The sequence below is a fragment of the Pseudomonas sp. EggHat1 genome (assembly GCF_014892995.1).
Classification (GTDB): Bacteria; Pseudomonadota; Gammaproteobacteria; order Pseudomonadales; family Pseudomonadaceae; genus Aquipseudomonas; species Aquipseudomonas chaetocerotis.
The window spans coordinates 93,372-115,903 of record NZ_JACKQK010000014.1 but is presented as its reverse complement, the minus strand read 5'-3'; the positions used below and the strand labels follow the sequence as shown (position 1 = coordinate 115,903).

The window sequence follows — 22,532 nt, the reverse complement described above, 5'->3', positions numbered from 1 at the left end:
TGATGCTAGAACAGCGCTTAAGATTTATCTAACCTATTTTCAGTGTGTATGAACATTCATAACCGATATATGATCGATTGATATCGACGCCCCCTGGAGCACTGCCGGCATGAACCTGACCAAGGTGGATCTGAACCTCTTCATCGTCTTCGACGCCATCTACACCGAGGCCAACCTGACCCGTGCCGGGCAGATCGTCGGCATCACCCAACCCGCAGTTTCCAACGCCCTCGCCCGTCTGCGCGAAACCTTCAACGATCCACTGTTCGTGCGTACCGCCCAGGGTATGGTGCCGACGCCGATGGCGCAGAACATCATCGGCCCGGTGCGCAACGCCCTGCAGTTGCTGCGCGTTTCAGTGCAGGAAAGCCGAACGTTCAACCCGCAGCAGGCCGGCAAGACCTACCGCATCAGCATGACCGACCTGTCGGAGCAAATCCTCCTGCCACCGCTGTTCCAGCGCCTGCGTCGCCTGGCGCCGAGCGTATGCATCGAGAGCTTCCTGGCCAAGCGCCGCGAAACCACCAAGGAACTGGCCGCCGGCCGTCTCGATTTTGCCGTCGACGCGCCACTCAATACCGACCCGCAGGTTCGTCACGTCAAGTTGCTGGATGATCGTTACGTCTGCGCCATGCGTCAGGGGCATCCACTGGCCAAGGAAAAGATCAGCCTCGACGAATACCTGTCGCTGAGCCATATCCATATCTCCAGCCGCCGCAGTGGCCTCGGCTATGTGGATCTGGCCCTGGGCAAGATGGGCATCCAGCGCAAGATTGCCCTGCGCTCGCAGCACTACCTGATGGCCGGTAGCGTGTTGCAGCAGACCGACATGGTGATGACCGTGCCGGAGCGCTTCGCCCGCCGCCACAACCTGCATCATGTGGCCCTGCCGGTCGGTGATGTGCCGGCCCTGGAAACTCACCTGTACTGGCACGAAAGCACCGATCAGGACCCGGCCAACCGCTGGATGCGCGAGCAGATGATCGAGCTGGCACAGCAAGTCGCCGCGCAGGAGAAAAAAGCCGAGCAAGCTGCCACGGCCTGATAGTTCGCAACAGAACGCAAGAAGGCCCGCGTGTGCGGGCCTTCTCGTTGTTGCCGGATTGAATCAGCGGGCGAGTTTACTATCGATCGACAGCTTGCCAGCGCCTTCGAACACCAGCGCTACGCTGATGGCCAGCAGAGCCAGGGCGAACTCGTAACCGTTGTTGCTCATGAAGAAACCGTTGGCGAAGTGCACGGTGAAGATAGCCACCAGCATGGTCACCGCCAGCACCGCCGCTGCCGGACGCACCAGCAGACCGATGATCAACGCCACACCGCCGAAAAATTCGGCGCTACCGGCTGCCAGTGCCATCAGGTAGCCCGGGGCCAGGCCGATGCTCTCCATCCACTGCGCCACGCCAGCCAGGCCATACCCACCGAACCAGCCAAACAGCTTCTGCGCGCCATGGGCGGCGAAGGTGATGCCGGCGACGATACGCAAAATGGTGATGCCGAAGCTCGCCTGGGTGGCGGTGATGCTCTTGATCAGGTTGTTCATTGCAGCGCTTCCTTGGTGTGTGGGAGTTGATGGCGCACAGAATAGCCAATTTTTTCGATAAAAAAACAGCAAAATACCGCTAATTGATATCGATAAAATAAATAACTATTGAGCCGTCAGACGCCGTTCCTGCGGTTCGAGCAGATAGCGCTCACGGTCATAAGCAAGGTAGTACTTATTCACCGCATTCACATAACTCACCACGCCCATGCCCATCTGCTCCATGGCCACACGCTCGACCTGGAAGAACCACTGATTGGGATTGAGGCCACGTCTGCGTGCCTCGGCACGTAGGCTCTGCACCCGTTGCGGCCCCAGGTTGTAGCCCGCCAGGATGAACGCCATGCGTTCGCGTTCGTTGAGCTGCGGGCTGTTGAAGAAATTGCGGCGGATCATCGCCAGGTACTTGCTGCTGGCCCGGACGTTACCGTCAAGGTTCTGGATGTTGCTCACGCCGACGCTACGCGCCGCTGCCGGGGTGATCTGCATCAGCCCGGTCGCGCCGCTGGCGCCGCGCGCCGATGGGTTCAACGTCGATTCCTTGAATGCCAGCGCAGCCAGCATCAGCCAATCGAAACCCTGCTGCTCGGCATGCTGCTGCAGAACCGGGCGTACCTTCTCCAGGCGCTGTCGTTCAGTGCGCCCCAGTGGCGAATGCACCTTATATAGACGGCGATAGACACGCTGGAACGCCACATCCTGGTCGGCCGGGCTCTCATAGCTGCTGAAGAAACGGTCGATGCTGGCACGCAGCATCGGCGCATCGGGGCGCACGAACCATTTCATGTCGCCATCGCGCGCCAGGATCAGGTGCCTGTCGACGCGCAGCTTGGGCATCACCTTGGCCCAGCGCTCGGCTATCGGCAGCTCTACCGCAGTACGCTCGAAGATGCCGGCCTGGACCATTTCCAGTACGTCTTCGACCGCCAGGCTGGGGTCTACCCACTCGACCACGATGGGCGGCAGTTTACGATCGGCCAGCTGCTGGTTGATCAATCGCAGTGCCTCTCCCACCGCACTGCCCGCGGGCAATGAAAGACTGCGGCCGGCCAGCTGTTCAAGGCTGCGGTAATGTCGGTTGCCCTGTTTCGACACCAATACCAGCGGCACTTCACGGCGAATCGCCGTGCTGGCACTGACATCGTGCCCAGTGCGTACATTGAGCAGTTCGCCAGGCGCGACCAGATCGCCCTCGCCGCGCTGCAATGCGCCAAGCAGCTGGTCCTTGGCTTTGGGGATGATTTTCAGCCTGAGGCTGCGACCATCCCGGGAGTTGCGGTTGAGGTACTGCTCGAACGCGCGTAAGCGGTGGTACTCGACGCCGATGCTCTGCCCCTTGACCGAACCCGAACTGTTTCGGCTCTGATTGACCAGCACCCGCAGTTCGCCACTGCTGCGAATCGCCGGCAGATCACGGGCGCTGCGGGCCTGGCTACCGACCTCAGACGGGCCGGCCACGCGCGCACTGACCGACATCGGCAGCGCAGCCAGCAGGCACAGGATCAGCAGCAATCGCGACATCGACTCTCCAGGGAAGGCGGTAGGCCGCCGAAGCCTCTCGGGGCACCTCTAAAAACTACCTCGGCTTTGGCTTCCTGCGTCGCTCTACCTCCTGCATCCATGCAGTCGTCGCCTACGTTTTTAGAGGCGCCCCTTGGTGGGCTGCTGTGCGCCGATGCACGACAGACGGTTACCGACCGTAAACCCGCCAGACAAGTTCGCGAGGTCGGCGGGGCGCGGAGATTGGCACAGCCGAATGCTGCCGCGCCACCCCATAACCTTGCATCAACCTTAAAAACAGCGAACAACTTATTGTTTTAAATCGACTTCCTGACGAACGGAGACCATCTGCTATTCTGCCCCACTCGCGTTAAACAGGTGGCACCATGCAACTCATCGATATTGCCGTCAATCTCACCCACCCCAGCCTCGCGGTGCAGGCCGAGGCGCTGCTCGAACGCGCCTATGCAGCCGGCGTGTGTCAGCTGGTGCTGACCGGCACCAGTCTGAATGAAAGCGAGGCGAGCCTCGCACTCTGCCGACAGCTGGATAGCAGCGGCCAGCGCCTGTTCAGCACCGCCGGGGTCCATCCGCACGATGCCAGTTCGTGGAGCGGCGCCAGCAGCGATGCCCTCAAAGCGCTACTGGCGCAACCGCAAGTGCGCGCCGTGGGTGAATGCGGGCTGGACTTCGATCGTGATTTCTCGCCACGCCCGGCACAGGAAAAAGCCCTGGAAGAACAACTGGCACTTGCCGTCGAGTTGCAGATGCCGGTGTTTCTTCATGAACGCGAAGCCAGCCAGCGCCTGCTGGAGATCCTGCGCAGCTATCGCGATCAGTTACCCGCAGCGGTGGTGCACTGCTTCACCGGCGAACGCTCTGCACTCTATGCCTACCTCGATCTCGACCTGCATATCGGCATCACCGGATGGGTCTGCGACGAACGTCGCGGTACGCATCTGCATCCGCTGCTCAAGGACATCCCCGGCGAGCGCCTGATGCTGGAGACCGATGCGCCCTTCCTGCTGCCGCGCACTCTGCGACCCAAGCCCAGGAGCGGGCGGAACGAGCCCGCCTTTCTCGGTGAGGTCCTGCGCGAGGTGGCGTTACACCGCAGACAGAGCGAAGAAGCGCTGGCAGCGCAAACCACAGCCTGTGCCAGGAGGTTCTTCCAGATGCCGGCCATACTGGATGAAGCCTCACCAGAGTATTGATTGACGTCAAGACTCTGGTTGCTTTCCACGGCATACTGATGGCACTTAGCCAATAGTGAACGCAACGAGACGGACAATCACAGCATGGGCGCCTGGATCAGCGATCTTTCTCTCAAGTACAAATTCTGGGCGGTCAATGCCGTGGCCTTCGTCATCAGCCTGATGCTGGTGCTGTTCGCCCTGCATACCGAGCAGCAGGCACGCAGTGCCGATGCCAGGCAGGCTGCAATCGCGCAGGCGCGCCTGCTCCAGCAGTGGCCGCAGCAGGCGGCACTGCCCAGTTCGAGCAACATCCAGGTGGGCAACGGCAGCCTGCCAGGCGCTCAAGGTGGCCCCGACGCCAGTGGCTGGCAGGCAGTGAAGCATGACGCCCGGTTCGGCGACTCGCCGGTGATCGGCGCGCAGCGCGTCACCCTCAGCGATGGGCGCACCCTGGCGATCATGGCGCGCGCGCCCAGCCTGCTCGACCTGTTCGCCCAGCACGCGCTGACCTATGCCGCCGCAGTCGCCGTGTTGATGCTGTTGCTGCTGGCTGCCTCGCAGCTGTTGATCCGCTTTCTCTTGAGCCACCTCAACACCCTCAAGGATGTGATGCTGCAGGCCGAACGCAGCGGTGACCTGTCCCTGCGCGTGCCGCTGGACAGCCGTGACGAGGTCGGCCAGATGGCCGCCGCCTTCAATGCCATGCAGGCCGGCTATCAGCGTGTGGTCGGTACCGTCGGCCAGGTGGCCAGCGAACTGGACTGCAGTACCCGCGACATGGCCCAGCGCATGGGATCCGTACGCCAGGGCATGCTCAGCCAGCAGAGCGAAACCGATCAGACCGCTACCGCGATCAACGAGATGTCGGCGACCGTTCAGCATATTGCCGATCACGCTGGCACCACCCGCGACCAGTCGCTCACTGCCGACCAGCTGGCCCGCGCCGGTCAGCAGGTGGTCGAACGGGTCGAGCAATCCATCGCGGCCCTGTCGCAAGGCGTGCGCCAAAGCGCCGCCAGCATCGAGCGCCTGGCTGAAGACAGCCAACACATCAGCCGCGTGGTCGGCGTGATTCATGGCATTGCCGAGCAGACCAACCTGCTCGCCCTCAACGCCGCTATCGAGGCCGCCCGCGCCGGCGAAATGGGTCGCGGCTTCGCCGTGGTCGCCGACGAAGTGCGCAACCTGGCCAAACGCGTGCAGGACTCCACCGACGAAATCACCCAGATGATCGGCAACCTGCAAGGTGGTACCCGTGACGCGGTGGAGTTCATGCGCGAAAGCTCGGAGAACGCCAACCACTGCGTGCAACTGGCGCAAGAAGCCGGCGAATCACTGGCGGCGATCACCGCTGCCGTGGCGCTGATGCGCGACAGCAATACGCAGATCGCCGTGGCCGCCACGCAGCAGAGCCAGGTGGCCGAAGAGATGAGCCGCTCGGTGGTGGGCATCCGTGACGTCACCGAACAGACCGTCGGGCAAACCCTCGAGTCGGCCGCCACCAGTCAGCAACTCGCCCAGCTGGCAGGCGAGCTGAACAAGGCCATCCGCCAGTTGCGCCTATAACGGCGCCGTTTAGACATAAGCCTATCTGCGCCATAGCCAGGAGCAATTCGCTCTGTATGGGCGGCGCTCCTAGACTCGCTTCATCGAGTCGAGGAGCGTGCCATGAGCAAACGTCACCCCAACCTGCTGGCCTGGCAATGGCGCCATTACGCCAGCCAGCATCGGCATCCCACCAATCTGCTGCTGCACCTGATCGCCGTGCCGCTCTTTCTGCTGTCGCTGATACTGCTGCTGATCGGCCTGTGGAATCTGCGGTTCGTGCCGTTGGCACTGGGCAGCATCGGCCTGATCGCCGCCCTGGCGCTGCAAGCTCACGGCCACAGACTGGAACAACAACCTGCTGAGCCCTTCGCCAGCAAGGGCGATGCGCTGAAGCGCCTCCTGCTGGAGCAGTGCGTGACGTTCCCGCGCTTTCTTTTCAGCGGCGCGTGGTGGCGCGCCTGGCGCCAACACCGGCGCCACTGAATCAGGCAAAGACGGTCACGGTCTGCCGGCTCAAGGCGATCAGCTCGCCTGCAGGTGTCCACATCGCCGCCGCCACATGCCCGTAACCGTCGCGGGCATGCTCGATGTCCGCGCGATACAGGCACCAGTCTTCACTGTTGAGGGTGTGTAGCGGCTGGACGAACTCGATGGTCCAGGTCAGCGAGCTGCCCGGCGCAGGGCTTTTCAGATACGGCAATACCGCTGGCGGCCAGGCATCGACCAGTGCCAGCACATGCGCCTCGCTGAGCGCCTGTGGCTCGCGCTCACCGCGCAAGCGCACCCAGCCGCCCATCTGCCGCGAGGGCGTGTTGCTGAAGGGCATGCCGCCAATCCCCCAACGCATGGCCAGAAAGCGTGTGAACTCCGGCGTTACGTTGCGCACGTAGGGCAACTCCTGGCACTGCTCGACTGGCGTGATCTGCGGCGCGGCAAGTGCCTCCACGGCAATCGCCGAAGAACGCGACGCGCCAAAGCTGCCCTGCACAACGGTCACCACCTGGCCATCCTGAACTGCACGCAGGGACATCTGGCTGACCGCCTTGCCCTCGCGCAGCACCTCGGCCTGGAAACTGACAGGAACATCCGGCGCCACTGGTCCGACGAAGGTGATGGCCAGCGAGCGCACCGGCCGCTCCTGCGGCACCCTGGCGCGCATGGCCTCGAACGCCAGTGCCGCCACCAGGCCGCCGAAACTGGCGCGGCCCTGCCCCCATTCAGCCGGAATCACCACGGCATCGGGATCGCGGCGCACCGCTTCGAGCATTTCGGAAAAGATCATACGCACCTCGGCATTCATCGATGGCGACGATCTTAGGGGATGGTGGCAACTGAACGATAGTCTGCAAGGGCGCCTATTCGGTCATATTTGCGGCGAAAATGTCGCCTTATTCCACGCTGGGAAAATCGCCATACAGTGCCAGCAGGGCTCCATCAGCGCGTTGCTCAGCGGCCTGCTGAGCCTGCAGCCAGATTGCCCGGCAAGGGTTCAGCGACGCCTGTGCATCGGCCTGCGCCAGCCATTGCAGATGATCGTGCCAGTCGCCCAAGGCGCTTTGCGCACGTTTGAGCCTGAGTTGCGCCGCCTTGCTCAAACGACTTTGTGCCGGGTAGGTTTCAGCGGCGTAGCGCACACGTTTGATCAGCAGGCGCAGGCGATGGCGGTCATGCGCCGGATCGCGCAACGCGCGGGCCAGTTGTCTTTGCTGGCGTCGCAAACGACGCCGGATGCGCTTGTCCACGTCATTCAATTGGCCTTGCCTGGCCGCTTCACGCCAATTCGCTGGCCAGCCGTCGAGCAACAGCATCAGGTCCGCCAACTCACGGCTGCTGGCAATGGCAGCGTAACCTGCGGCGCGCTGGGTCTCATCGGCAGGCGCCAGATGGACCAGGTCCAGGCGCGCCAACTCGGCCACCAACACCTCACGGTCACGCAGCGGTCCGCTGAGGCGGCCCAACACCGCGGCTCCCTGCTCCAGAGCATCCACCGCCGGCAAACCGCGCAACGGACGCAACAGGCTGCGCAATTGCCGCAAGGCAATGCGCAGGTCGTGCAAGGCCTCGGTGTCAGTGCAGTCGGCCAACCGCGCCTGGCAGGCATACAGCCGCACCTGCAGAGCCAGGACACGCCCCAAACAATGTTCGATGAAATCGCTCATGCTCGATCCTCCCAAACGACGATGCATCAAGCTGACAACCCGGCCCCCACTCAAACAAGTGACCAATGACCGCTATCGCGACAGGCGCCAGGGTAATGCGCTGCGCAAATCACTCAACGCCTTTCGCAGAGCGTCACGCGAAGCTGGCCCGCCAGCATAGCGCTGCTGCTCGAAGCAACGGGCAAATGTCTCGATCTGCGCCGCCTGCCCAGGCAACTGCTGCGCCGCGCGCAACGCGAAGGAGCGTGCACCCTCACCCGCTTCTCGGCGCACGTCATGGCGCGCCAGCAGCCGCTCGAACTTGCGAAAAGCCTGGCGTTGCGGATCAGGCCGCTGTTGCCAGGGCTTGAGCAAGCACAACGCCAGCAGGCCAATCAGAAGGGCTCCAGTGCCCACCAGCACGAGCGCCAGACGCTGCCAATCGAAGCTGCCGAACCAGTTCTGCAGCAGTTTCAACTGCTGCTCGCCCTGATAACCCAGCACCCAGCGCTGCCAGCCATAATTGAGATTCTCCCAGCTCATGCGCAGCTGATTGAGCCAGGCCAGCTCGCGGTAGCGCAGCGGTGAGAAAGGCTGGTCATCAAGAAAGCCATCCTCCTCGGTCAAGGCCTCTTCCAACCCTTGTTCGATACGCTCCGGCGCTACCTGAAAGGTCGGATCGACGCTGCGCCAGCCGCGGCCCGGCTGCCAGTACTCGACCCAGGCATGGGCGTCGAACTGGCGTACCTGGATGTAGTTGCCATTGGGATTGAGCTCGCCGCCCTGATAACCGGCGACCACCCGCGCGGGAATACCTGCGGCCCGCAGCACGAAGGTCATGGCACCGGCATAGTGCGCGCAGAAACCGCGCCGGGTGTTGAACAGGAAATCGTCGATGCTGTCGCTGCCCAGAGGCTGCGGGCGCAACGTGTAGACGTAGGGTTCACGATTGAAATGCTGCAGCACTGCCGCCACCAGTGCGTCAGCCTGCGGATACTGCGTCTTCAGTTCAGCCGCCCAGACGCGACTGCGCGGGTCGCCCTGCTGAGGCAATTGCAACGCCTGACGAATACCTGGCGGTTCGGCCTGCGCCTCCCGCGCGGCCTCTGGCCAGGAGCGCACCTGGTACAGCAGTGGCCGATCTACCGGTCTTAGCCGTTGCCAACGGAAGTCGTTCATCATCCGCCCGCTGTCCTGCGCCATCTCGCCGACATCCAGGGCGTACAGCCAACGCTTGCCGCTGGGCTGCATGATGATGTTGTAATCGAGCGGCGCGCCGGCCTTGCTCCACTGCGGCGCTACGGGCACATCAGCGTAGCCGGACTGCGACCAGCGCCTGCCATCGAAGCGCTCCAACGTCAGAGCACGCCAGTATAGTTGCCCTCTTGGCGGCACTTCACTCTCGAAACTGGCGCGAAAGGCCAGCGCTGAGGAACGACTGAGCTCGGCGATATCAGCCGGCTCCATGCTGTCCGACAGCCCCGTGACGCCCTTGTCGTTAGGCAGTGGCAGCGACCACAACGGCCCCATGCGCGGAAAGAACACGAACAGCAAAAGCATCAGCGGCACCGCTTGCAGGACCAAGCCACCAGCCAGGCGCAGGGGCGGCCAGGGGCGTTCGGCAAAACCACTGTGCTGCAGGCCGACCAGGGCGGTCAGCAACGCCGTGACCGGCAGCAGGCTGTAGAGCGCGGCCAGAATGCCGTCCTCGAACAGATAGGCGGTCACCACGCAGAAGAATCCCAGGAAGATCAGCACCAGCGCATCACGCCGCGTACGCATCTCCAGCAGCTTGAGGGTGAAGGTAGCGATCAGCAGCACCGACGCCGCATCCAGCCCCACCAGGGTGCCGCGCGAAAGCAGGATGCCAGCCAGCACCAGCAATACCAGGCCGCCTTTGGCCCAGCCATTGGGATAGCGTGCACGCATGCGAAAGATCTGCACGCGCCAACCGGCGGCGCCCAGCCATAACGCGATCATCCACAGCGGCAGATGCACCAGATGCGGCACGATCACCAGCACCTGGGCGACCAGCAACCAGGTCAGGGCAATTCTCGGGATACCCGGCAGGCTGCTCATGCACGCGCTCCGAACAACGCCAACGCACGCAGGCAGACATCGCGATGGCCTTCACCATAATCGGGAGCGATCACCTGCCCGGGCAGTTGCAGGCCGAACGCCTGTTGCCGCTCGGTGAACTGCAGCACCCAGTGGCAGAGCAGCGACAAACGCTGTTCGCTGTCGCCACCCAGGCTGTCGAAGTCCAGCCATAGATCGCGGCCGCTGAGCATGGCGAAATCCTTGACCAGCAGGCCCTGGCCACGTGAGTAGGCCTTCCAGTCCAGACGCCGTTTCGAGTCGCCTGGCTGATACTCGCGCAGGCCCTGGAAATCATCGGCGCCCTGGCCGCGGGCACGCATGCCCTCTTCCTCCTCGTCGCCCAGGCCCGCCGACAAGGGCAGTTCCCCCTCCAGCGGCCGCGGGTAAACCAGCACAGCCTGATCCAGATCGACCCAGCTCCAGGCCACCAGCAAGCCCAGAGGGAAACGACTCTCCACCCGCAGACGCTCGGGCCGTAGCCAGCCACGCCGTACGGCTGGCTGACTCAGATCCACTTCGGTCTGCCCCTGGCGCGGCACGTCGCGCACCACCAGATCAGACGGTGGCCAGCCCAGTGCCACGGCCTGGCGCTCACGCTCGGGGCTCTCCAGGCGTACGCGAAAACGCGCATGCTCGCCGACGAACACCGCACCACCGCCACCGGCCTTGAGCACCAACCCGGCCAGGTTGCGGTAGGTATGCAAGATGGTGACGACGAACACCGACACCAGCAGGAAGGTCAGCCCGTAGGCCAGGCTGTTCTGGTAATTGATACCCACCAGCAACATCAGCAGCAGGGCCACGGCAAAGACTGCACCTACCCGGCTGGGCAGAATGAAAATGCGCCGCTGATTCAGGCGCACGCTGGCCGCTGGCGGAATGCGCCTGGCCAACCAGCGCCGCCAGAGCGGCTTCAGCGATGCACGCATCAGAGCGCCGGCACTTCGCGCAGCAGCCATTGCACCAGACTGCCGCCACCGTGACCGGTGGGATCAGCGCGCTCGCGCAGGCGATGCCCCACCACCGACGGCAGCACAGCTTGCACGTCTTCAGGAATGACGTAATCACGTTCGGCCAGCAAGGCCCAGGCCCGTGCAGCAGCAAGCAACGCCAGACTGGCGCGCGGCGACAAGCCCCAGGCGAACTGCGGCTGGCTGCGCGTCGCCTCGACCAGGCGCAGCACATAGTCGATCAGCGCATCGCTGGCACGCACCTTGGGCACTTGCGCCTGCAGACGGGCCAGTTCGGCATGGTCAAGAATGGATTCCATGCGCGGCAACAGATCGCGTCGGGCATCGCCCAGCAACAACGCCCGTTCCGCAGCTTGCGCCGGATAGCCCAGCGACAGGCGCATGAGAAAACGATCAAGCTGGGATTCGGGCAAGGCGAAGGTGCCGCCACTGCTGACCGGGTTCTGCGTCGCGATGACGAAGAATGGCTCGGGCAGCGGTCGGGTCGCGCCCTCGATGGTCACCTGCCCCTCTTCCATGGCCTCGAGCAGCGCGCTCTGACTCTTCGGCGTGGCACGGTTGATTTCATCGGCCAACACCAGCTCGGCGAAAATCGGCCCCGGATGAAAGACGAACTGCCCGCTGTCCTTGTCGAACACCGAGGTGCCAAGAATGTCGCCCGGCAGCAGATCGGAGGTGAACTGGATGCGCTGGAAGCTCAGCCCCAGCACCCGCGCCAGGGCATGACTGAGGGTCGTCTTGCCCATGCCCGGCAGGTCTTCGATCAACAGGTGACCACGCGCCAGCAGGCAGGTCAGCGCCAGACGCACCTGCGCCTCTTTGCCCAGCAATACCTGATTGACCGAGTCGAGACAGGTGTCCAGTTTGGTTCGCATCGTTCGCTCCTTATGCAGAACGTCGATGCTACTGGGGCGCCGGGGCGTGGCATAGCTCTATGCAAAGTTTACTCACGAAACTGTGAGGACAGACGCTATGTCAGGCGAAAGTGCCCTGCCATACCCTGCAGGTCACGCCCCAGCTCAGCCAGCTGGATGCTCGAGGCAGCGGTTTCGTCCATGGCCGTGGCTGACTGATCGGCGATATCGCGAATCGAGGTGACGCTGCGGTTGATTTCCTCGGCCACGGCGGTCTGCTGCTCGGCTGCCGCAGCGATCTGCTGGTTCATCTCCGAGATAAGGCCCACCGCCTCGGCAATGGCCGCCAAGGCGCCTTCGGTCTGGTTGGCGTCGCCAACCGTCAGGTTCACCAGGCTGGCGCTCTGCTCCATGTCGGTCACGGCGCGGCGGCTACCTTCACGCAAGGCCGCGATCAGCGACTCGATTTCCGCCGTGGATTGCTGAGTGCGTTTTGCCAGTGCCCGTACCTCATCGGCAACCACCGCAAAACCGCGCCCCTGTTCTCCCGCGCGCGCCGCCTCGATGGCCGCGTTGAGCGCCAGCAGGTTGGTCTGCTCGGCAACGCTCTTGATCACGTCGAGCACTGCATCGATGCGCTGAGTGTCCTGACTCAGGCGCTGAATGCTCTCGGTAGTGGCGTCCATCGCGCGGGCCAGTTGCTCGATACGCTGCAGGGTCTGGCGCACCACCTGACTGCCGACACCGACACGCTGGTCAGCCCGCTCGGTGGAAGCCGCTGCTGCCTCGGCATTGCGCGCCACCTCGTGCACCGTGGCCGTCATCTGGCTCATGGCGGTGGCGACCTGATCGGTCTCCAGCTTCTGGCCATTGACGCCCTGGCGCGTCTGCTCGGCAGTTGTCGAAAGGCTCTGGGCGGAGCTGGATATCTGCGCCACACCGCCCTGCAGGCGGCCAACCATATCTCTCAGGTTGGCGGACATGCCTTGCATGGCAGCCAGCAGTTGACCGATTTCATCGCGCCGATCCTGTTCGATGTGCACGCTGAGGTCGCCACTGGCAATGGATTCGGCGAGGCCGATCACCCGTTTGAGCGGACGCACGATGGCCAGACTGATCATGATCGCCGCGCCAAGACCGAACAGCAGCGCCAGGGCCGCGGCCACGATGATCAGACCGCTGCTGGCCTGGCGCTCGGCGCGCATGACCTGACGTTGCGTGTCCAGAGCCAGCTCGACCTGCTGCAGCAGGTGCTCGACCTGAGCAATCAGTTGCCCGTAAACCTGCTTCTGTTGCTGCAACTGGGTGGCGTATTCCTTCAGGCGCTCGTTGAAGGAGTCGACGTTGACCACCACCTCGCCGAGCACCGCAGCATAACCGGGATCGTCCAGCGCATCGCGCAACTCCGCAGCCATGGCTTGCGCTTCACCGGCCTGGGCAATTTCCGCCTGCTCGCTGCTATCGCTACGCCGGCTAGCCTCCAGGCGCTGGCGAGCCTGATCCAGCGCCTGCAACAGCAATTGATGAATCTTGCCGACCGTGCCGGCCTGCAGAACCGAATCGCCGCCCTGCTCGCCTTGGGAGCTCTTGAGCAGGTCGACGCCGTCTTCCGCCAGCCCTTCCTGCAGCAGATCCAGACTGTTGGCCGCACTGACCACCAGCCAGTCGGCAGCCTGCAAGGACAGCTGCATGTTGTCGGTGAGTTCAACGTAGCGGGCAAAGGCGCTGCGGTAGTCGGCCAGTGCAGGCTCGACCTGCGCCAGAATCGCGGCCGTGTCCCTATCGAGCTCACCTTGCAGTGCCTGCCCGGTCTGCAAAATGCTCTCAGCCTGTTCGGCCAGGCGCTCGGCGTGCTGACTGTCGCCACTCAACGCGAACGTCTGCTCGCTCTGGCGCATACGCAGCACCTGCTCGCCAAGCGCGCTCATGCGCTGCTGCAATTCGGCACCGGCACTGACTTCACGCAACGCCAGCAAACCGGTAACAGCCACCAGAGCGGTCAACATCAATACCAGAGCAAAACCCGTCATCAACTTGCTGGTCGTGCTCAGACTGGCCAGCCGCTTGCTCAATGAGCCACCCATGACATCCCCCTGCCTACTGCAGCCAGCCCCGAAATCTGGAACATAGGAGCGCAGCACTACTGGCGACAAGCCAGCAGACAGCAAGATGGCCGGGAGAGTTAACTGGACGTCGTTTTCAGAACGGGTTCAGGGCCGCTGCATCTGGAAAAGATCGCGTGTGCGGCAATAGGCACTACCACCGAGGCGACCCACCAGGTCGAGTTTGAGCGGGTCGATGCGCCCCTGCTCGTTGAGCACTGCATCATCGATATGCGCCAGCAGCACTTCGGCGAAGATCAGATGGCAGTTGGGTCGTTGCGCCGGATAGGGCTGGATTTGCGCCACACGGCATTCGAAGGTCACCGGGGCTCCAACGACTCGCGGGACGTCGATGCGCTCGCACGGCTGGCTGGCGATGCCACAGTGGGCGAACTCGCTGACTTCATGGGGCAGGATCGCGGCGCTGGCGTTCATCGCCTCGGCCTGAGCGAAACTGACCAGTTGAATCGCCAGTTCGCCGCTGGCCTGGGCATTGCGCAGGCTGTCCTTGAGGCTGCCATCGTCGCGGGTGTTGACGTTGACCAGCAAGGTCGGCGGGTTGTCACTGATCACCTGAAAGAAGCTGAACGGCGCCAGGTTCGCCACGCCATCGGCAGAACGGGTCGAGACCCAGGCGATGGGCCGCGGGGTGACACTGGAAGCCAGCCAGCGATAAGCCTCGAGCGGGCTCAGATCGGAAAAGTCGAGCTGCATCAACGCCCCGCTCGCGATTCGCGGATGTAGAAGCGCGCACGTTCAGCCTTGCTGGTGCAGCCTTCATAGGCTTCGAACTGCTGCTGGGTCTTGGCAGCGGTAAGCAACGAAAGTGCCTTGGAATAGCTCACGGTACCGGCAAAGCCCTCGGCCTCGGCGATGCTCAGTTCTTTCCAGGCGGCATCCAATTGATTGGCGCAGGTATCACGGTAGACGGTCTTGCCGGCGCAGCCGGTGAGCACCACCGCAAGCAGCGGCAAACAGATCCAGTGTTTCATCGACCACACTCCTCGAACGGATTGACTACGGGTTGGCCCAGTCTATGACGCTACGGCAGAAGGAAAGTGCCCACCTCACCCGCCGTTTCGCTTACGCAGGTATTCCACCACAGCCTGCTGCTCCCCGGCGAACTCAATCCGCCCGGATTTACTCTCGCGCTGGAACACGTACATAGGATCGTAGTACTCGACCAGCAAGGCTTCGATCCAGCCGCGATGCGTATCCACCTGGCCACCGGCCTGCTGCTCCTGCAGCGCCTGCTCCATGATCGCGGCCAGACGCTGGTAGCGCTCGCCACCCAGGCGACGGGTGATATTGGCCAGGCTCTCGCGCAAGCGTGCGGCGAACGCGGTGAAGCCTGCCTCGGCACCCTGGGCTGCAACGAATTCGGCACACAGCTCGACCACGTAGGCTTGCAGGATCCGCTCAACGCGATTGGCCACGCTGTCCTCCAGCCACACCAGAGGATGATGCTGCATCGCCTGATACAGCGGTAAGGGCAATGAACAGCGGCCGATCAGACGCGACTCGTCTTCCAGCACGAACTGCTGCTGTCCCGTGGCACGGCGCTTGAGCAGATCGATGGCCAGGGCATTCTCGAAATCGATCTGCTCGGGCTGGCCAGTGGCGCGCTTGCCGAAGCTGGAGCCTCGGTGATTGGCGTGCGCCTCCAGGTCCAGGCTGTTGTTCAGCTGGCTGATCACCTCGGTCTTGCCGGTGCCGGTCATCCCGCCCACCAGCACGAAATCGCACGCTTGCACGGCCTCGTCGGTGGTCTGCAGCAGGAAGGTGCGCATGGCCTTGTAGCCACCGACCACGCGCGGATAGTCGATGCCCGCCTCGCTTTTCAGCCATTGCTGGACGATCTGCGAACGCAGGCCACCGCGAAAGCAGTACAGATAACCATCAGGGTTGGCCTTGGCAAAGGCGGCCCAGGCCTCGATACGCTCGGCCTTGGTATGGCCGCTGACCAGTTGATGGCCCAGTTCGATGGCCGCCTGCTGGCCTTGCTGCTTGTAGCAAGTGCCAACCTTCTGCCGCTCGAGATCGGTCATCAGCGGCAGATTGATCACGCCGGGGAAGGCGCCTTTATGGAACTCGACCGGTGCACGGGTATCCATCATCGCCCGGTCATGCAGGAACAGATCGCGGTAGTCGGTGCAGTTGTCGCGCATCAGAGCACCTCGACCGCGTAACGCTGTCGCTCGACCATCTCACCGATAGGCGCCAGATTCAGCCCCAATTCGGCGGCCACGGCGAGGAACTCGGCCTCGCCCTCCGGTGCCACGGCAATCAGCAGGCCACCGCTGGTCTGTGGATCACACAGCAGCAGCTTGGCCAGCTCGGGCAGCGGCGCGATCTTGTCACCGTAACTGTCGAAATTGCGCAAGGTGCCACCCGGTACGCAGCCTTGTTCAAGATAGTGCTCGACACTCTCCAGACGCGGCACCCGGGCGAACTCGACGCGAGCACTCAGGCCGCTGCCATCGGCCATTTCCACCAGGTGGCCAAGCAGGCCGAAGCCGGTGACGTCGGTCATCGCGCGCACGCCGGCGAGCTTGCCGAAGCGACTGCCCGGCTTGTTCAGGGTGCACATCCAGTCACGCGCCAGACCGATGTCCGTATCACGCAGCTTGGCCTTCTTCTCTGCCGTGGTGAGGATGCCGATGCCCAGCGGCTTGGTCAGGTACAGCTGGCAACCCGCCGTGGCGGTGTCGTTGCGTTTCATGTTGGCCTTGCTCACCAGGCCGGTCACGGCCAGGCCGAAAATCGGTTCCGGCGCATCGATCGAGTGACCGCCCGCCAGCGGGATACCGGCTTCATCGCACACTGCACGTCCGCCGCGAATCACCTCTCGGGCGACTTCCGGCGCCAGTACGTTGACCGGCCAGCCAAGGATGGCGATGGCCATCAGCGGATCACCGCCCATGGCGTAAATATCGCTGATCGCATTGGTCGCGGCGATACGACCGAAATCGTAAGGGTCATCGACGATCGGCATGAAGAAGTCGGTGGAGGAGACCACACCACGCTCTTCGTCGATGGCGTATACCGCCGCGTCATCGCGCGAGGCATTGCCCACCCAGAGCCTGGGATCGAGATTCTGCGCGCCACTGCCGGCGAGAATCACCTCAAGCACCTTCGGCGAAATCTTGCAGCCGCAGCCGGCGCCGTGGCTGTACTGGGTCAAACGGATGGGTTCGCTCATGGTTTTCTCTCACCGCGATAACTGGCGGCGGATTCTAGCAAAGACTGCCTTGGCTCAGCTCTCTAGCGCGAGTAAGGTCGAAGCTTCACTGGGGGAATCCGTTAATGAGCAAGAAAGTGGCGCTTGTGCTGGGCTCGGGAGGTGCGCGTGGCTATGCGCACATCGGTGTGATCGAGGAATTGCAGGAGCGCGGTTACGAAATCGGCTGCATCGCCGGCTGCTCGATGGGCGCGGTGGTCGGCGGCATCTTCGCCGCAGGCAAGCTGCGCGAATACCGAGAATGGACGGAAAGTCTGGATTATCTCGACGTTTTGCGGCTGCTCGACGTCAGCTTCCGCCTCGGCGCCATCCGTGGCGAGCGGGTGTTCGGGCGCATTCAGGAAATCGTTGGCGAGGTGGACATCGAAAACCTCGCCATTCCCTTCACCGCCGTCGCCACCGACCTGACCAACCAGCAGGAAATCTGGTTCCAGGAAGGCTGTCTGCACCAGGCGATGCGCGCCTCGGCGGCGATTCCCAGCCTGTTCACACCGGTCATCCAGGGCAAGCGCATGCTGGTCGACGGCGGCCTGCTCAATCCGCTGCCGATCGTGCCGGTGGTTTCCAGCCACTGCGACCTGATCATCGCGGTCAACCTCAATGCCACCAACCAGAATCACTATCAGTTGCCGGTAATCGAGCGCCCCGCAGCCCTCAAGGGGCGCATCGACCAGATGATGACATCGCTCGGCTCACGCCTGCCCAATTTTCGCCGCAAGAGCGAGGACGAAAGCCTGTTGCTCGCCGAGCAGCAGCGGCTCGCCGATGACATCAGCCCGGCCGCGGCGCCCAGCCGCAAAGAGGATGATGAGCCCGCGCCAAAGTCTGCCAGCGGCTCACGGGTAGCCGAATTCAGCGGGCCAGCTTCGCTGCTGGAGTTGGTCAACCAGAGCTTCGAGGTGATGCAGACTTCATTGGCGCAGTACAAGATCGCTGGCTACCCGCCGGACATCCTGATCAACGTACCCAAGCGCGTCTGCCGCTTCTTCGAGTTTTACAAGGCGCCGGAGTTGATCATGCTGGGTCGGCAGATCGCTCGCGACACCCTCGACAAGTACGAAAGCGAGCGCGGCTGATCAGCCGCTGTGCAGTGCCTCGACCGGCTGCAGGCGCGCCGCCCGCCGCGCCGGGGCGATTCCGGAGAGCACCCCGACCAGCGCCGCCAGCAGCAGCGCCAGCAGCAGGACGCCCGGCTGCACGGCAAGCGGCAACCCCGGTAGCGCCAGTTGCAGCGCGCCGAGCAGCGCACCCATCAGCAACAACCCGGCCAGCCCGCCGAGCAGCGACAGCAGCAGCGCCTCGCCGAGAAACAGCGCCAGCACCTGCCGCGAGGTGGCGCCGACCGCGCGCAACAGGCCGATTTCCGCCGCGCGCTCGGACACTGCGGTGGTCATGATGGTGAGGATGCCCACCGCCCCCACCAGCAGCGAGATGCCGCCCAGCGCCGCCACCGCGACGCTGAACATGGCGAGGATGCGGTCCAGGCTGCGCAGCATGTCGTCCTGAGTGGTCAGGTTGAAATCCTCCTCGCCGTGACGCTCGATCAGCAGTTGGCGCACCCGTTCGCTCATCTGCGCCGCGCCGCTGCCGGCGTTGAACACCAGATTGATCTTGGCCAGGCCGTCGCGATTGAACAGGCTTTCGGCCCAGTCCACCGGCACGTAGGCGATGTCGTCGATATCGAAGCCAAGCAACTGGCCCTGGCGCGCCATCACCCCAATCACCCGAAAGCGCGTGCCGCCGACCCGCACCGTCTGCCCCAGCGGGTTGGCGGTACCGAACAGCTCCTGGCGCAGGGTGTGGCCGAGCACCACGTAGGGCGGCGAGCGGCCGTCGCGCGGCTCGGGGAGGAACTGGCCGAGAGCGAGCGGCAGGCGCCAGGCCGTGGCCATCTGGTGGCCGCAGCCGAGCACCCCGGTGTAACGGGTCAGGCCGGCGAACTGGATGTCGCCGTTGCCCTGGATGATCGGCACCGCCGCCTCGACATGGGCCAGGCGGCGCAACGCATCGGCGTCAGCGATAGTCAGCGGGCGCACGTTGCTGAGCACGCCGCCGAGGCCACCGGTGCGGGTCATGCCCGGGCGGATGGTCAGGTTGCGCGTGCCGAACTGGGCGAAGTTGTCCTGCACGTAGCCGCGCAGGCCATCGCCGATGGCGGTGAGCAGGGCCATGGCGGCGATGCCGATGGCCACCCCGAGCAGGGTCAGCAGGCTGCGCAGGGGCCGGCTGAGCAGCGCCGAGGCGCTCAGGCGCAGACCGTCGCGCAGGTGCATCAGCCGCCCCCCGCCGCGCTGTGCAACGCCTGCACCGGCGCCATGCTCGCGGCGCGGTTGGCCGGCAGCCAGGCGAACAGCGCGGCGCAGGCCAGAGCCAGGCCCAGGCTGACCAGCCGCGCCCACCAGGGCGCATGCAGCGGCAGCGCGGTGGCCAGGCGCGCGCCCCATAGCAGCAGCTCGGCCAGCAACAGGCCAGCCAGCGCGCCGGCCAGGGCCAGCAACAGCGCCTCGCCGAGAAACACCAGACGCACCTGTCCGGCGCTGGCGCCGAGGGCCTTGAGCAGGCCGATCTCGGCGGTGCGCTGGTTGACCGAAATCCAGGTCACGTTCATCACCAGGATGCCGGCCACCAGCAGGCTGATCGCGGCGATGCCGCCGAGCGCCTGAGTCAGGCGCGCGAGAATCTGCTCGAAGGTGCCGCGCAGAGCGTCCTGGCCGACCAGGGTGAAATCCTCCTTGCCCTGGTGACGCCGGCTCAGGCTGGCACGAATCTCCCGCTGCGCGCTGGCGAGGTAACTGGCGCCGCGCAGCTCGACGAAGATGCGCAGCAGGCCCTCGCGGTCGAACAGCGCCTGGGCGTTGGCCAGGGGTATCAATAGGCTGTCGGAGAAATCCATGCCCAGCGACTCGCCGCGCTCGGCCAGCACGCCGATCACCCGCAGCCGCCGGTCGCCGGCGCGCAGCCACTGGCCCAGCGCCGGTCCGTCGCCGAACAGCTCGCGGCGCAGCCGTGCGCCGATCACGCCGACCGCCTCGCCCTGGCCGGCGGCCAGTGCCGGCAGCGCCTGGCCCTGGGCCAGCTGCAGGCCGCGCATGGCGAAGAAGTGGTGGTCGGTGCCGACGATCAGCGTCTCGCGGTGACGATTGCCGGCGCGCACCTGAGCGCGCCCCGACTGCTGCGGCGCCACCCGGCGCACCTGCGGCAGGCGAGCGATGGCCAAGGCATCGCCGAGAGTCAGCTCGCGCGGCGCCAGGCCGGTGACCGGCGGCATGCCGCCGGTGGTCTGGTTGCGCCCCGGCACCACGATCAGCAGATGGCGGCCGAGCTGGTCGAACTCACCGATGACAAAGCGCCGGGCTCCCTCGCCCAGGCCGCTGAGCAACACCACGGCGAACACGCCTATGGCGATGGCCAGCAGCAACATGGCGCTGCGCGAACAGTGCCCGCGCAGCCCGCCTAGCCACAGGACGCAGAGGTCGGCGGCGCGCATCAGGCCACCCGCAGTTGCGGTAGCCGCGCCTGGCCGTCGTGCAGCCACAGCTGGCGCCGCGCGCGCGCCGCATGCTGCAGGTCGTGGGTCACCACCACCAGGGTCTGGCCCTCGGCGTTGAGCGCTTCGAGCAGGGCGAACACCTCGCCGCCGGCCTGGCTGTCGAGGTTGCCGGTGGGCTCGTCGGCCAGTAGCAGTGCCGGGCGCATGACCATGGCGCGGGCGATGGCCACCCGCTGGCGCTGACCGCCGGACAGCTCGGCCGGGCGATGGCCCAGGCGCTGGCCGAGGCCGAGGCGCTCGGCCAGCTCGCGGCTGCGACGGCGGCGCTCGGCGGGGTCGATGCCGGCCAGGAGCATCGGCAGCTCGATGTTTTCCAGCACGTTCAGGCGCGKGATCAGGTGGTAGGCCTGGAACACGAAACCTATATGGCGGCTGCGCAGCTCGGCGCGGCGGCGTTCGTCGAGCGCCGCGGTAGCCTCGCCGCCCAGCCAGTATTCGCCGGCATCCGGCACGTCGAGCAGGCCGAGGATATTGAGCAGGGTCGACTTGCCCGAGCCGGACGGACCGACCACCGCCAGGTAGTCGCCGGCGGCGATCTGCAGGTCCAGCGCCGCCAGGCCGACAACCCGCTGCTCGCCGCTGGCGAAGCCGCGCGTCACCCCCTGCAGACGGATCATCACTGCGTTTCCGCGCCGCGCGAGATCACCGCGATACCGTCCTTGAGTCCCTCCTGGTCGAGGCTGGCGAGAATCCGCTCGCCCTCGTGCAGGCCGTCGAGCACCTCGGTCCAGCGCCAGTTGGCCAACCCGGTGTTCAGTTCCACCTCGCGCAACACGCCGGTGGCCGGGTCGTAGCGCAGCACCCGGCGCCCCTCCAGCAGGGTCTCGGTGGGGATACGCAGGCTGCCGGCGCTCTGCTCCAGGAGGATTTCCACGTCGGCGCTATAGCCGGCCAGCAGGATCACGTCCACCGGCAACTGGGCGAAGCGCACCTCGACGTCGACGGTGCGTGCCTGTTTCTCCAGCTCACGCACGAAGGGCGCGATGCGGCTGACCTGGCCGTGGAAGTGACGGCCGCGAAAGGCGTCCAGGCTGATCCGCACCGGCATGCCGATACGCACCCGGCCGGCGTCCACCTCGTCGATCGGCGCATCGACGTAGAGGCAGCTGTCGTCGATCAGGTCCACCGCCGGCGGGGTCGGGATGCCCGGCGGCGAAGGGGTGACGAATTCGCCCAGCTCGCCGTTGATCTGCGCTACCACTCCGGCGAAGGGCGCGCGCAGCACGGCCTGGTCGAGCAGCGAGCGCTGCAGCGTCAAGTTGGCCTCGGCCTCGCGGATCTGCACCTGCTGCGCGGTGCAGGCCAATTGCGCCAGGCGCGCCTTGGTCTCGGCCTGGTCGAGGCGCTCGAGCGAGGTCAGCTTGCGTTCACCCAGGTGCTGCAGGCGGCGGTGATCGCGCTGATACAACTCGGCCTTGCGGCACAGCTGCTCGCGCTCGCTACGGCGCACCTCAAGACGCGCACTGGCCTCCTCGACCCGCGCCAGGCGGTCGTCCTGGCGCAGGCGCATGAGCACCTGGCCGAGTTCGACCTGCTGACCCTCGTCGACCAGCAGCTCGCTGACCTGGCCGCCGACATTGAACGACAGTCGCGAGCGGCGACAGGATTTCAGGGTGCCTGCGCGGGTATTGGCGACCAGGGTTTCCACCGGGCCGCGCTCCACCGCGATCAGTTGCACGGGCATCGGTTGGGGTCGCTGCCACCACCACACAAGCGCCAATAAACCGGCGAAAACAATGAGAGAAATCGACAGACTGCGCATAAGTGCCTCTTTCTTGACGCCCATGCT

The 22,532-nt window shown here is 64.7% G+C and carries 21 protein-coding genes and 1 pseudogene; 5 read left to right on the top strand and 17 right to left on the bottom strand.

Going from position 1 to position 22,532, the window contains the following annotated elements:
* Positions 1 to 109 precede the first annotated feature (109 nt).
* The gene (locus tag INS93_RS20130) at positions 110 to 1,045 is read left to right on the top strand and encodes a LysR family transcriptional regulator (RefSeq protein WP_192985184.1); all 936 of its coding nucleotides are present in this window, start codon (positions 110 to 112) and stop codon (positions 1,043 to 1,045) included.
* A 63-nt stretch (positions 1,046 to 1,108) separates the two neighbouring features.
* Here the strand turns inward: INS93_RS20130 and INS93_RS20125 are convergent, their stop codons facing one another.
* Together INS93_RS20125 and INS93_RS20120 are read right to left on the bottom strand one after the other, a co-directional pair.
* Complete coding sequence (locus INS93_RS20125) at positions 1,109 to 1,543, bottom strand: DoxX family protein (RefSeq protein WP_192985182.1); 435 nt, start codon at positions 1,541 to 1,543, stop codon at positions 1,109 to 1,111.
* A gap of 105 nt (positions 1,544 to 1,648) precedes the next feature.
* Complete coding sequence (locus INS93_RS20120; protein WP_192985180.1) at positions 1,649 to 3,064, bottom strand: transglycosylase SLT domain-containing protein; 1,416 nt, start codon at positions 3,062 to 3,064, stop codon at positions 1,649 to 1,651.
* Positions 3,065 to 3,429: 365 nt separating this feature from the next.
* Here INS93_RS20120 and INS93_RS20115 point away from each other — a divergent pair, with 365 nt between their 5' ends.
* The 3 genes from INS93_RS20115 to INS93_RS20105 all read left to right on the top strand — a co-directional run bounded on the left by INS93_RS20115 (position 3,430) and on the right by INS93_RS20105 (position 6,270).
* Entirely contained in the window at positions 3,430 to 4,257 is an 828-nt protein-coding gene (locus tag INS93_RS20115) for a TatD family hydrolase (protein ID WP_192985178.1), read from the top strand.
* 441 nt (positions 4,258 to 4,698) lie between these two features.
* Positions 4,699 to 5,805, top strand: a complete 1,107-nt coding sequence (locus INS93_RS20110; RefSeq protein ID WP_420707334.1) for a methyl-accepting chemotaxis protein — start codon at positions 4,699 to 4,701, stop codon at positions 5,803 to 5,805.
* 102 nt (positions 5,806 to 5,907) lie between these two features.
* A complete protein-coding gene (locus INS93_RS20105; RefSeq protein ID WP_192985174.1) occupies positions 5,908 to 6,270 on the top strand; it encodes an Mpo1-like protein in 363 nt (120 codons plus the stop codon).
* 1 nt (position 6,271) lies between these two features.
* Here the strand turns inward: INS93_RS20105 and INS93_RS20100 are convergent, their stop codons facing one another.
* From INS93_RS20100 to selD, 11 genes and pseudogenes are all read right to left on the bottom strand, one after another.
* A complete protein-coding gene (locus INS93_RS20100; protein WP_192985172.1) occupies positions 6,272 to 7,069 on the bottom strand; it encodes an acyl-CoA thioesterase in 798 nt (265 codons plus the stop codon).
* A gap of 106 nt (positions 7,070 to 7,175) precedes the next feature.
* The gene (locus INS93_RS20095; protein ID WP_192985170.1) at positions 7,176 to 7,946 is read right to left on the bottom strand and encodes a CHAD domain-containing protein; all 771 of its coding nucleotides are present in this window, start codon (positions 7,944 to 7,946) and stop codon (positions 7,176 to 7,178) included.
* Between the two features lie 72 nt (positions 7,947 to 8,018).
* The gene (locus tag INS93_RS20090; RefSeq protein WP_192985168.1) at positions 8,019 to 10,004 is read right to left on the bottom strand and encodes a transglutaminase TgpA family protein; all 1,986 of its coding nucleotides are present in this window, start codon (positions 10,002 to 10,004) and stop codon (positions 8,019 to 8,021) included.
* Positions 10,001 to 10,954: a DUF58 domain-containing protein gene (locus tag INS93_RS20085; protein WP_192985166.1), complete on the bottom strand. Its 954-nt coding sequence runs from the start codon at positions 10,952 to 10,954 to the stop codon at positions 10,001 to 10,003. Before INS93_RS20085 ends, INS93_RS20090 begins: the two co-directional genes overlap by 4 nt.
* Positions 10,954 to 11,871: an AAA family ATPase gene (locus INS93_RS20080; RefSeq protein ID WP_160018171.1), complete on the bottom strand. Its 918-nt coding sequence runs from the start codon at positions 11,869 to 11,871 to the stop codon at positions 10,954 to 10,956. Before INS93_RS20080 ends, INS93_RS20085 begins: the two co-directional genes overlap by 1 nt.
* 95 nt (positions 11,872 to 11,966) lie before the next feature.
* Entirely contained in the window at positions 11,967 to 12,683 is a 717-nt protein-coding gene (locus tag INS93_RS25150; RefSeq protein ID WP_420707333.1) for a methyl-accepting chemotaxis protein, read from the bottom strand.
* Positions 12,684 to 12,824: 141 nt separating this feature from the next.
* Positions 12,825 to 12,971 (bottom strand): annotated as a pseudogene (locus INS93_RS25145) (HAMP domain-containing protein); the annotation flags it as partial.
* 1,089 nt (positions 12,972 to 14,060) lie between these two features.
* Positions 14,061 to 14,666 carry a flavin reductase family protein gene (locus tag INS93_RS20070; protein WP_160018173.1) on the bottom strand — a complete coding sequence of 202 codons (606 nt, stop codon included), beginning with the start codon at positions 14,664 to 14,666 and terminating at the stop codon, positions 14,061 to 14,063.
* The gene (locus tag INS93_RS20065; protein WP_192985162.1) at positions 14,666 to 14,944 is read right to left on the bottom strand and encodes a hypothetical protein; all 279 of its coding nucleotides are present in this window, start codon (positions 14,942 to 14,944) and stop codon (positions 14,666 to 14,668) included. The genes INS93_RS20070 and INS93_RS20065 overlap by 1 nt, the downstream gene beginning before the upstream one ends.
* 75 nt (positions 14,945 to 15,019) lie before the next feature.
* Positions 15,020 to 16,120 carry a tRNA 2-selenouridine(34) synthase MnmH gene (gene mnmH / locus INS93_RS20060; protein WP_192985160.1) on the bottom strand — a complete coding sequence of 367 codons (1,101 nt, stop codon included), beginning with the start codon at positions 16,118 to 16,120 and terminating at the stop codon, positions 15,020 to 15,022.
* The gene (gene selD / locus INS93_RS20055) at positions 16,120 to 17,154 is read right to left on the bottom strand and encodes a selenide, water dikinase SelD (protein WP_192985158.1); all 1,035 of its coding nucleotides are present in this window, start codon (positions 17,152 to 17,154) and stop codon (positions 16,120 to 16,122) included. The genes mnmH and selD overlap by 1 nt, the downstream gene beginning before the upstream one ends.
* A 104-nt stretch (positions 17,155 to 17,258) precedes the next feature.
* Here selD and INS93_RS20050 point away from each other — a divergent pair, with 104 nt between their 5' ends.
* Positions 17,259 to 18,269: a patatin-like phospholipase family protein gene (locus tag INS93_RS20050; RefSeq protein WP_192985156.1), complete on the top strand. Its 1,011-nt coding sequence runs from the start codon at positions 17,259 to 17,261 to the stop codon at positions 18,267 to 18,269.
* On the opposite strand, the gene INS93_RS20045 is transcribed toward INS93_RS20050, so the two are convergent.
* Genes INS93_RS20045 through INS93_RS20030 form a run of 4 tightly spaced genes read right to left on the bottom strand, consistent with a single transcriptional unit; the run spans position 18,270 to position 22,505 of the window.
* On the bottom strand, positions 18,270 to 19,466 hold the full coding sequence (locus INS93_RS20045) for an ABC transporter permease (RefSeq protein ID WP_192985154.1): 1,197 nt from the start codon (positions 19,464 to 19,466) through the stop codon (positions 18,270 to 18,272).
* A complete protein-coding gene (locus tag INS93_RS20040) occupies positions 19,466 to 20,680 on the bottom strand; it encodes an ABC transporter permease (RefSeq protein WP_192985152.1) in 1,215 nt (404 codons plus the stop codon). Before INS93_RS20040 ends, INS93_RS20045 begins: the two co-directional genes overlap by 1 nt.
* The gene (locus INS93_RS20035; protein ID WP_192985150.1) at positions 20,680 to 21,360 is read right to left on the bottom strand and encodes an ABC transporter ATP-binding protein; all 681 of its coding nucleotides are present in this window, start codon (positions 21,358 to 21,360) and stop codon (positions 20,680 to 20,682) included. Before INS93_RS20035 ends, INS93_RS20040 begins: the two co-directional genes overlap by 1 nt.
* Complete coding sequence (locus tag INS93_RS20030) at positions 21,360 to 22,505, bottom strand: efflux RND transporter periplasmic adaptor subunit (protein WP_192985148.1); 1,146 nt, start codon at positions 22,503 to 22,505, stop codon at positions 21,360 to 21,362. The genes INS93_RS20035 and INS93_RS20030 overlap by 1 nt, the downstream gene beginning before the upstream one ends.
* Positions 22,506 to 22,532: the final 27 nt, after the last annotated feature.

What these genes read in the sequence shown, in the direction of transcription:
- INS93_RS20040 (WP_192985152.1), bottom strand. Translation starts at nt 20,680, where the DNA reads ATGCGCGCCGCCGACCTCTGCGTCCTGTGGCTAGGCGGGCTGCGCGGG.
- INS93_RS20070 (WP_160018173.1), bottom strand. Translation starts at nt 14,666, where the DNA reads ATGCAGCTCGACTTTTCCGATCTGAGCCCGCTCGAGGCTTATCGCTGG.
- INS93_RS25150 (WP_420707333.1), bottom strand. Translation starts at nt 12,683, where the DNA reads ATGAGCCAGATGACGGCCACGGTGCACGAGGTGGCGCGCAATGCCGAG.
- INS93_RS20115 (WP_192985178.1), top strand. Translation starts at nt 3,430, where the DNA reads ATGCAACTCATCGATATTGCCGTCAATCTCACCCACCCCAGCCTCGCG.
- INS93_RS20095 (WP_192985170.1), bottom strand. Translation starts at nt 7,946, where the DNA reads ATGAGCGATTTCATCGAACATTGTTTGGGGCGTGTCCTGGCTCTGCAG.
- INS93_RS20080 (WP_160018171.1), bottom strand. Translation starts at nt 11,871, where the DNA reads ATGCGAACCAAACTGGACACCTGTCTCGACTCGGTCAATCAGGTATTG.
- INS93_RS20045 (WP_192985154.1), bottom strand. Translation starts at nt 19,466, where the DNA reads ATGCACCTGCGCGACGGTCTGCGCCTGAGCGCCTCGGCGCTGCTCAGC.
- INS93_RS20085 (WP_192985166.1), bottom strand. Translation starts at nt 10,954, where the DNA reads ATGCGTGCATCGCTGAAGCCGCTCTGGCGGCGCTGGTTGGCCAGGCGC.
- INS93_RS20030 (WP_192985148.1), bottom strand. Translation starts at nt 22,505, where the DNA reads ATGCGCAGTCTGTCGATTTCTCTCATTGTTTTCGCCGGTTTATTGGCG.
- INS93_RS20105 (WP_192985174.1), top strand. Translation starts at nt 5,908, where the DNA reads ATGAGCAAACGTCACCCCAACCTGCTGGCCTGGCAATGGCGCCATTAC.
- INS93_RS20120 (WP_192985180.1), bottom strand. Translation starts at nt 3,064, where the DNA reads ATGTCGCGATTGCTGCTGATCCTGTGCCTGCTGGCTGCGCTGCCGATG.
- selD (WP_192985158.1), bottom strand. Translation starts at nt 17,154, where the DNA reads ATGAGCGAACCCATCCGTTTGACCCAGTACAGCCACGGCGCCGGCTGC.
- INS93_RS20050 (WP_192985156.1), top strand. Translation starts at nt 17,259, where the DNA reads ATGAGCAAGAAAGTGGCGCTTGTGCTGGGCTCGGGAGGTGCGCGTGGC.
- INS93_RS20110 (WP_420707334.1), top strand. Translation starts at nt 4,699, where the DNA reads ATGGCGCGCGCGCCCAGCCTGCTCGACCTGTTCGCCCAGCACGCGCTG.
- INS93_RS20100 (WP_192985172.1), bottom strand. Translation starts at nt 7,069, where the DNA reads ATGATCTTTTCCGAAATGCTCGAAGCGGTGCGCCGCGATCCCGATGCC.
- INS93_RS20090 (WP_192985168.1), bottom strand. Translation starts at nt 10,004, where the DNA reads ATGAGCAGCCTGCCGGGTATCCCGAGAATTGCCCTGACCTGGTTGCTG.
- INS93_RS20130 (WP_192985184.1), top strand. Translation starts at nt 110, where the DNA reads ATGAACCTGACCAAGGTGGATCTGAACCTCTTCATCGTCTTCGACGCC.
- mnmH (WP_192985160.1), bottom strand. Translation starts at nt 16,120, where the DNA reads ATGCGCGACAACTGCACCGACTACCGCGATCTGTTCCTGCATGACCGG.
- INS93_RS20125 (WP_192985182.1), bottom strand. Translation starts at nt 1,543, where the DNA reads ATGAACAACCTGATCAAGAGCATCACCGCCACCCAGGCGAGCTTCGGC.
- INS93_RS20065 (WP_192985162.1), bottom strand. Translation starts at nt 14,944, where the DNA reads ATGAAACACTGGATCTGTTTGCCGCTGCTTGCGGTGGTGCTCACCGGC.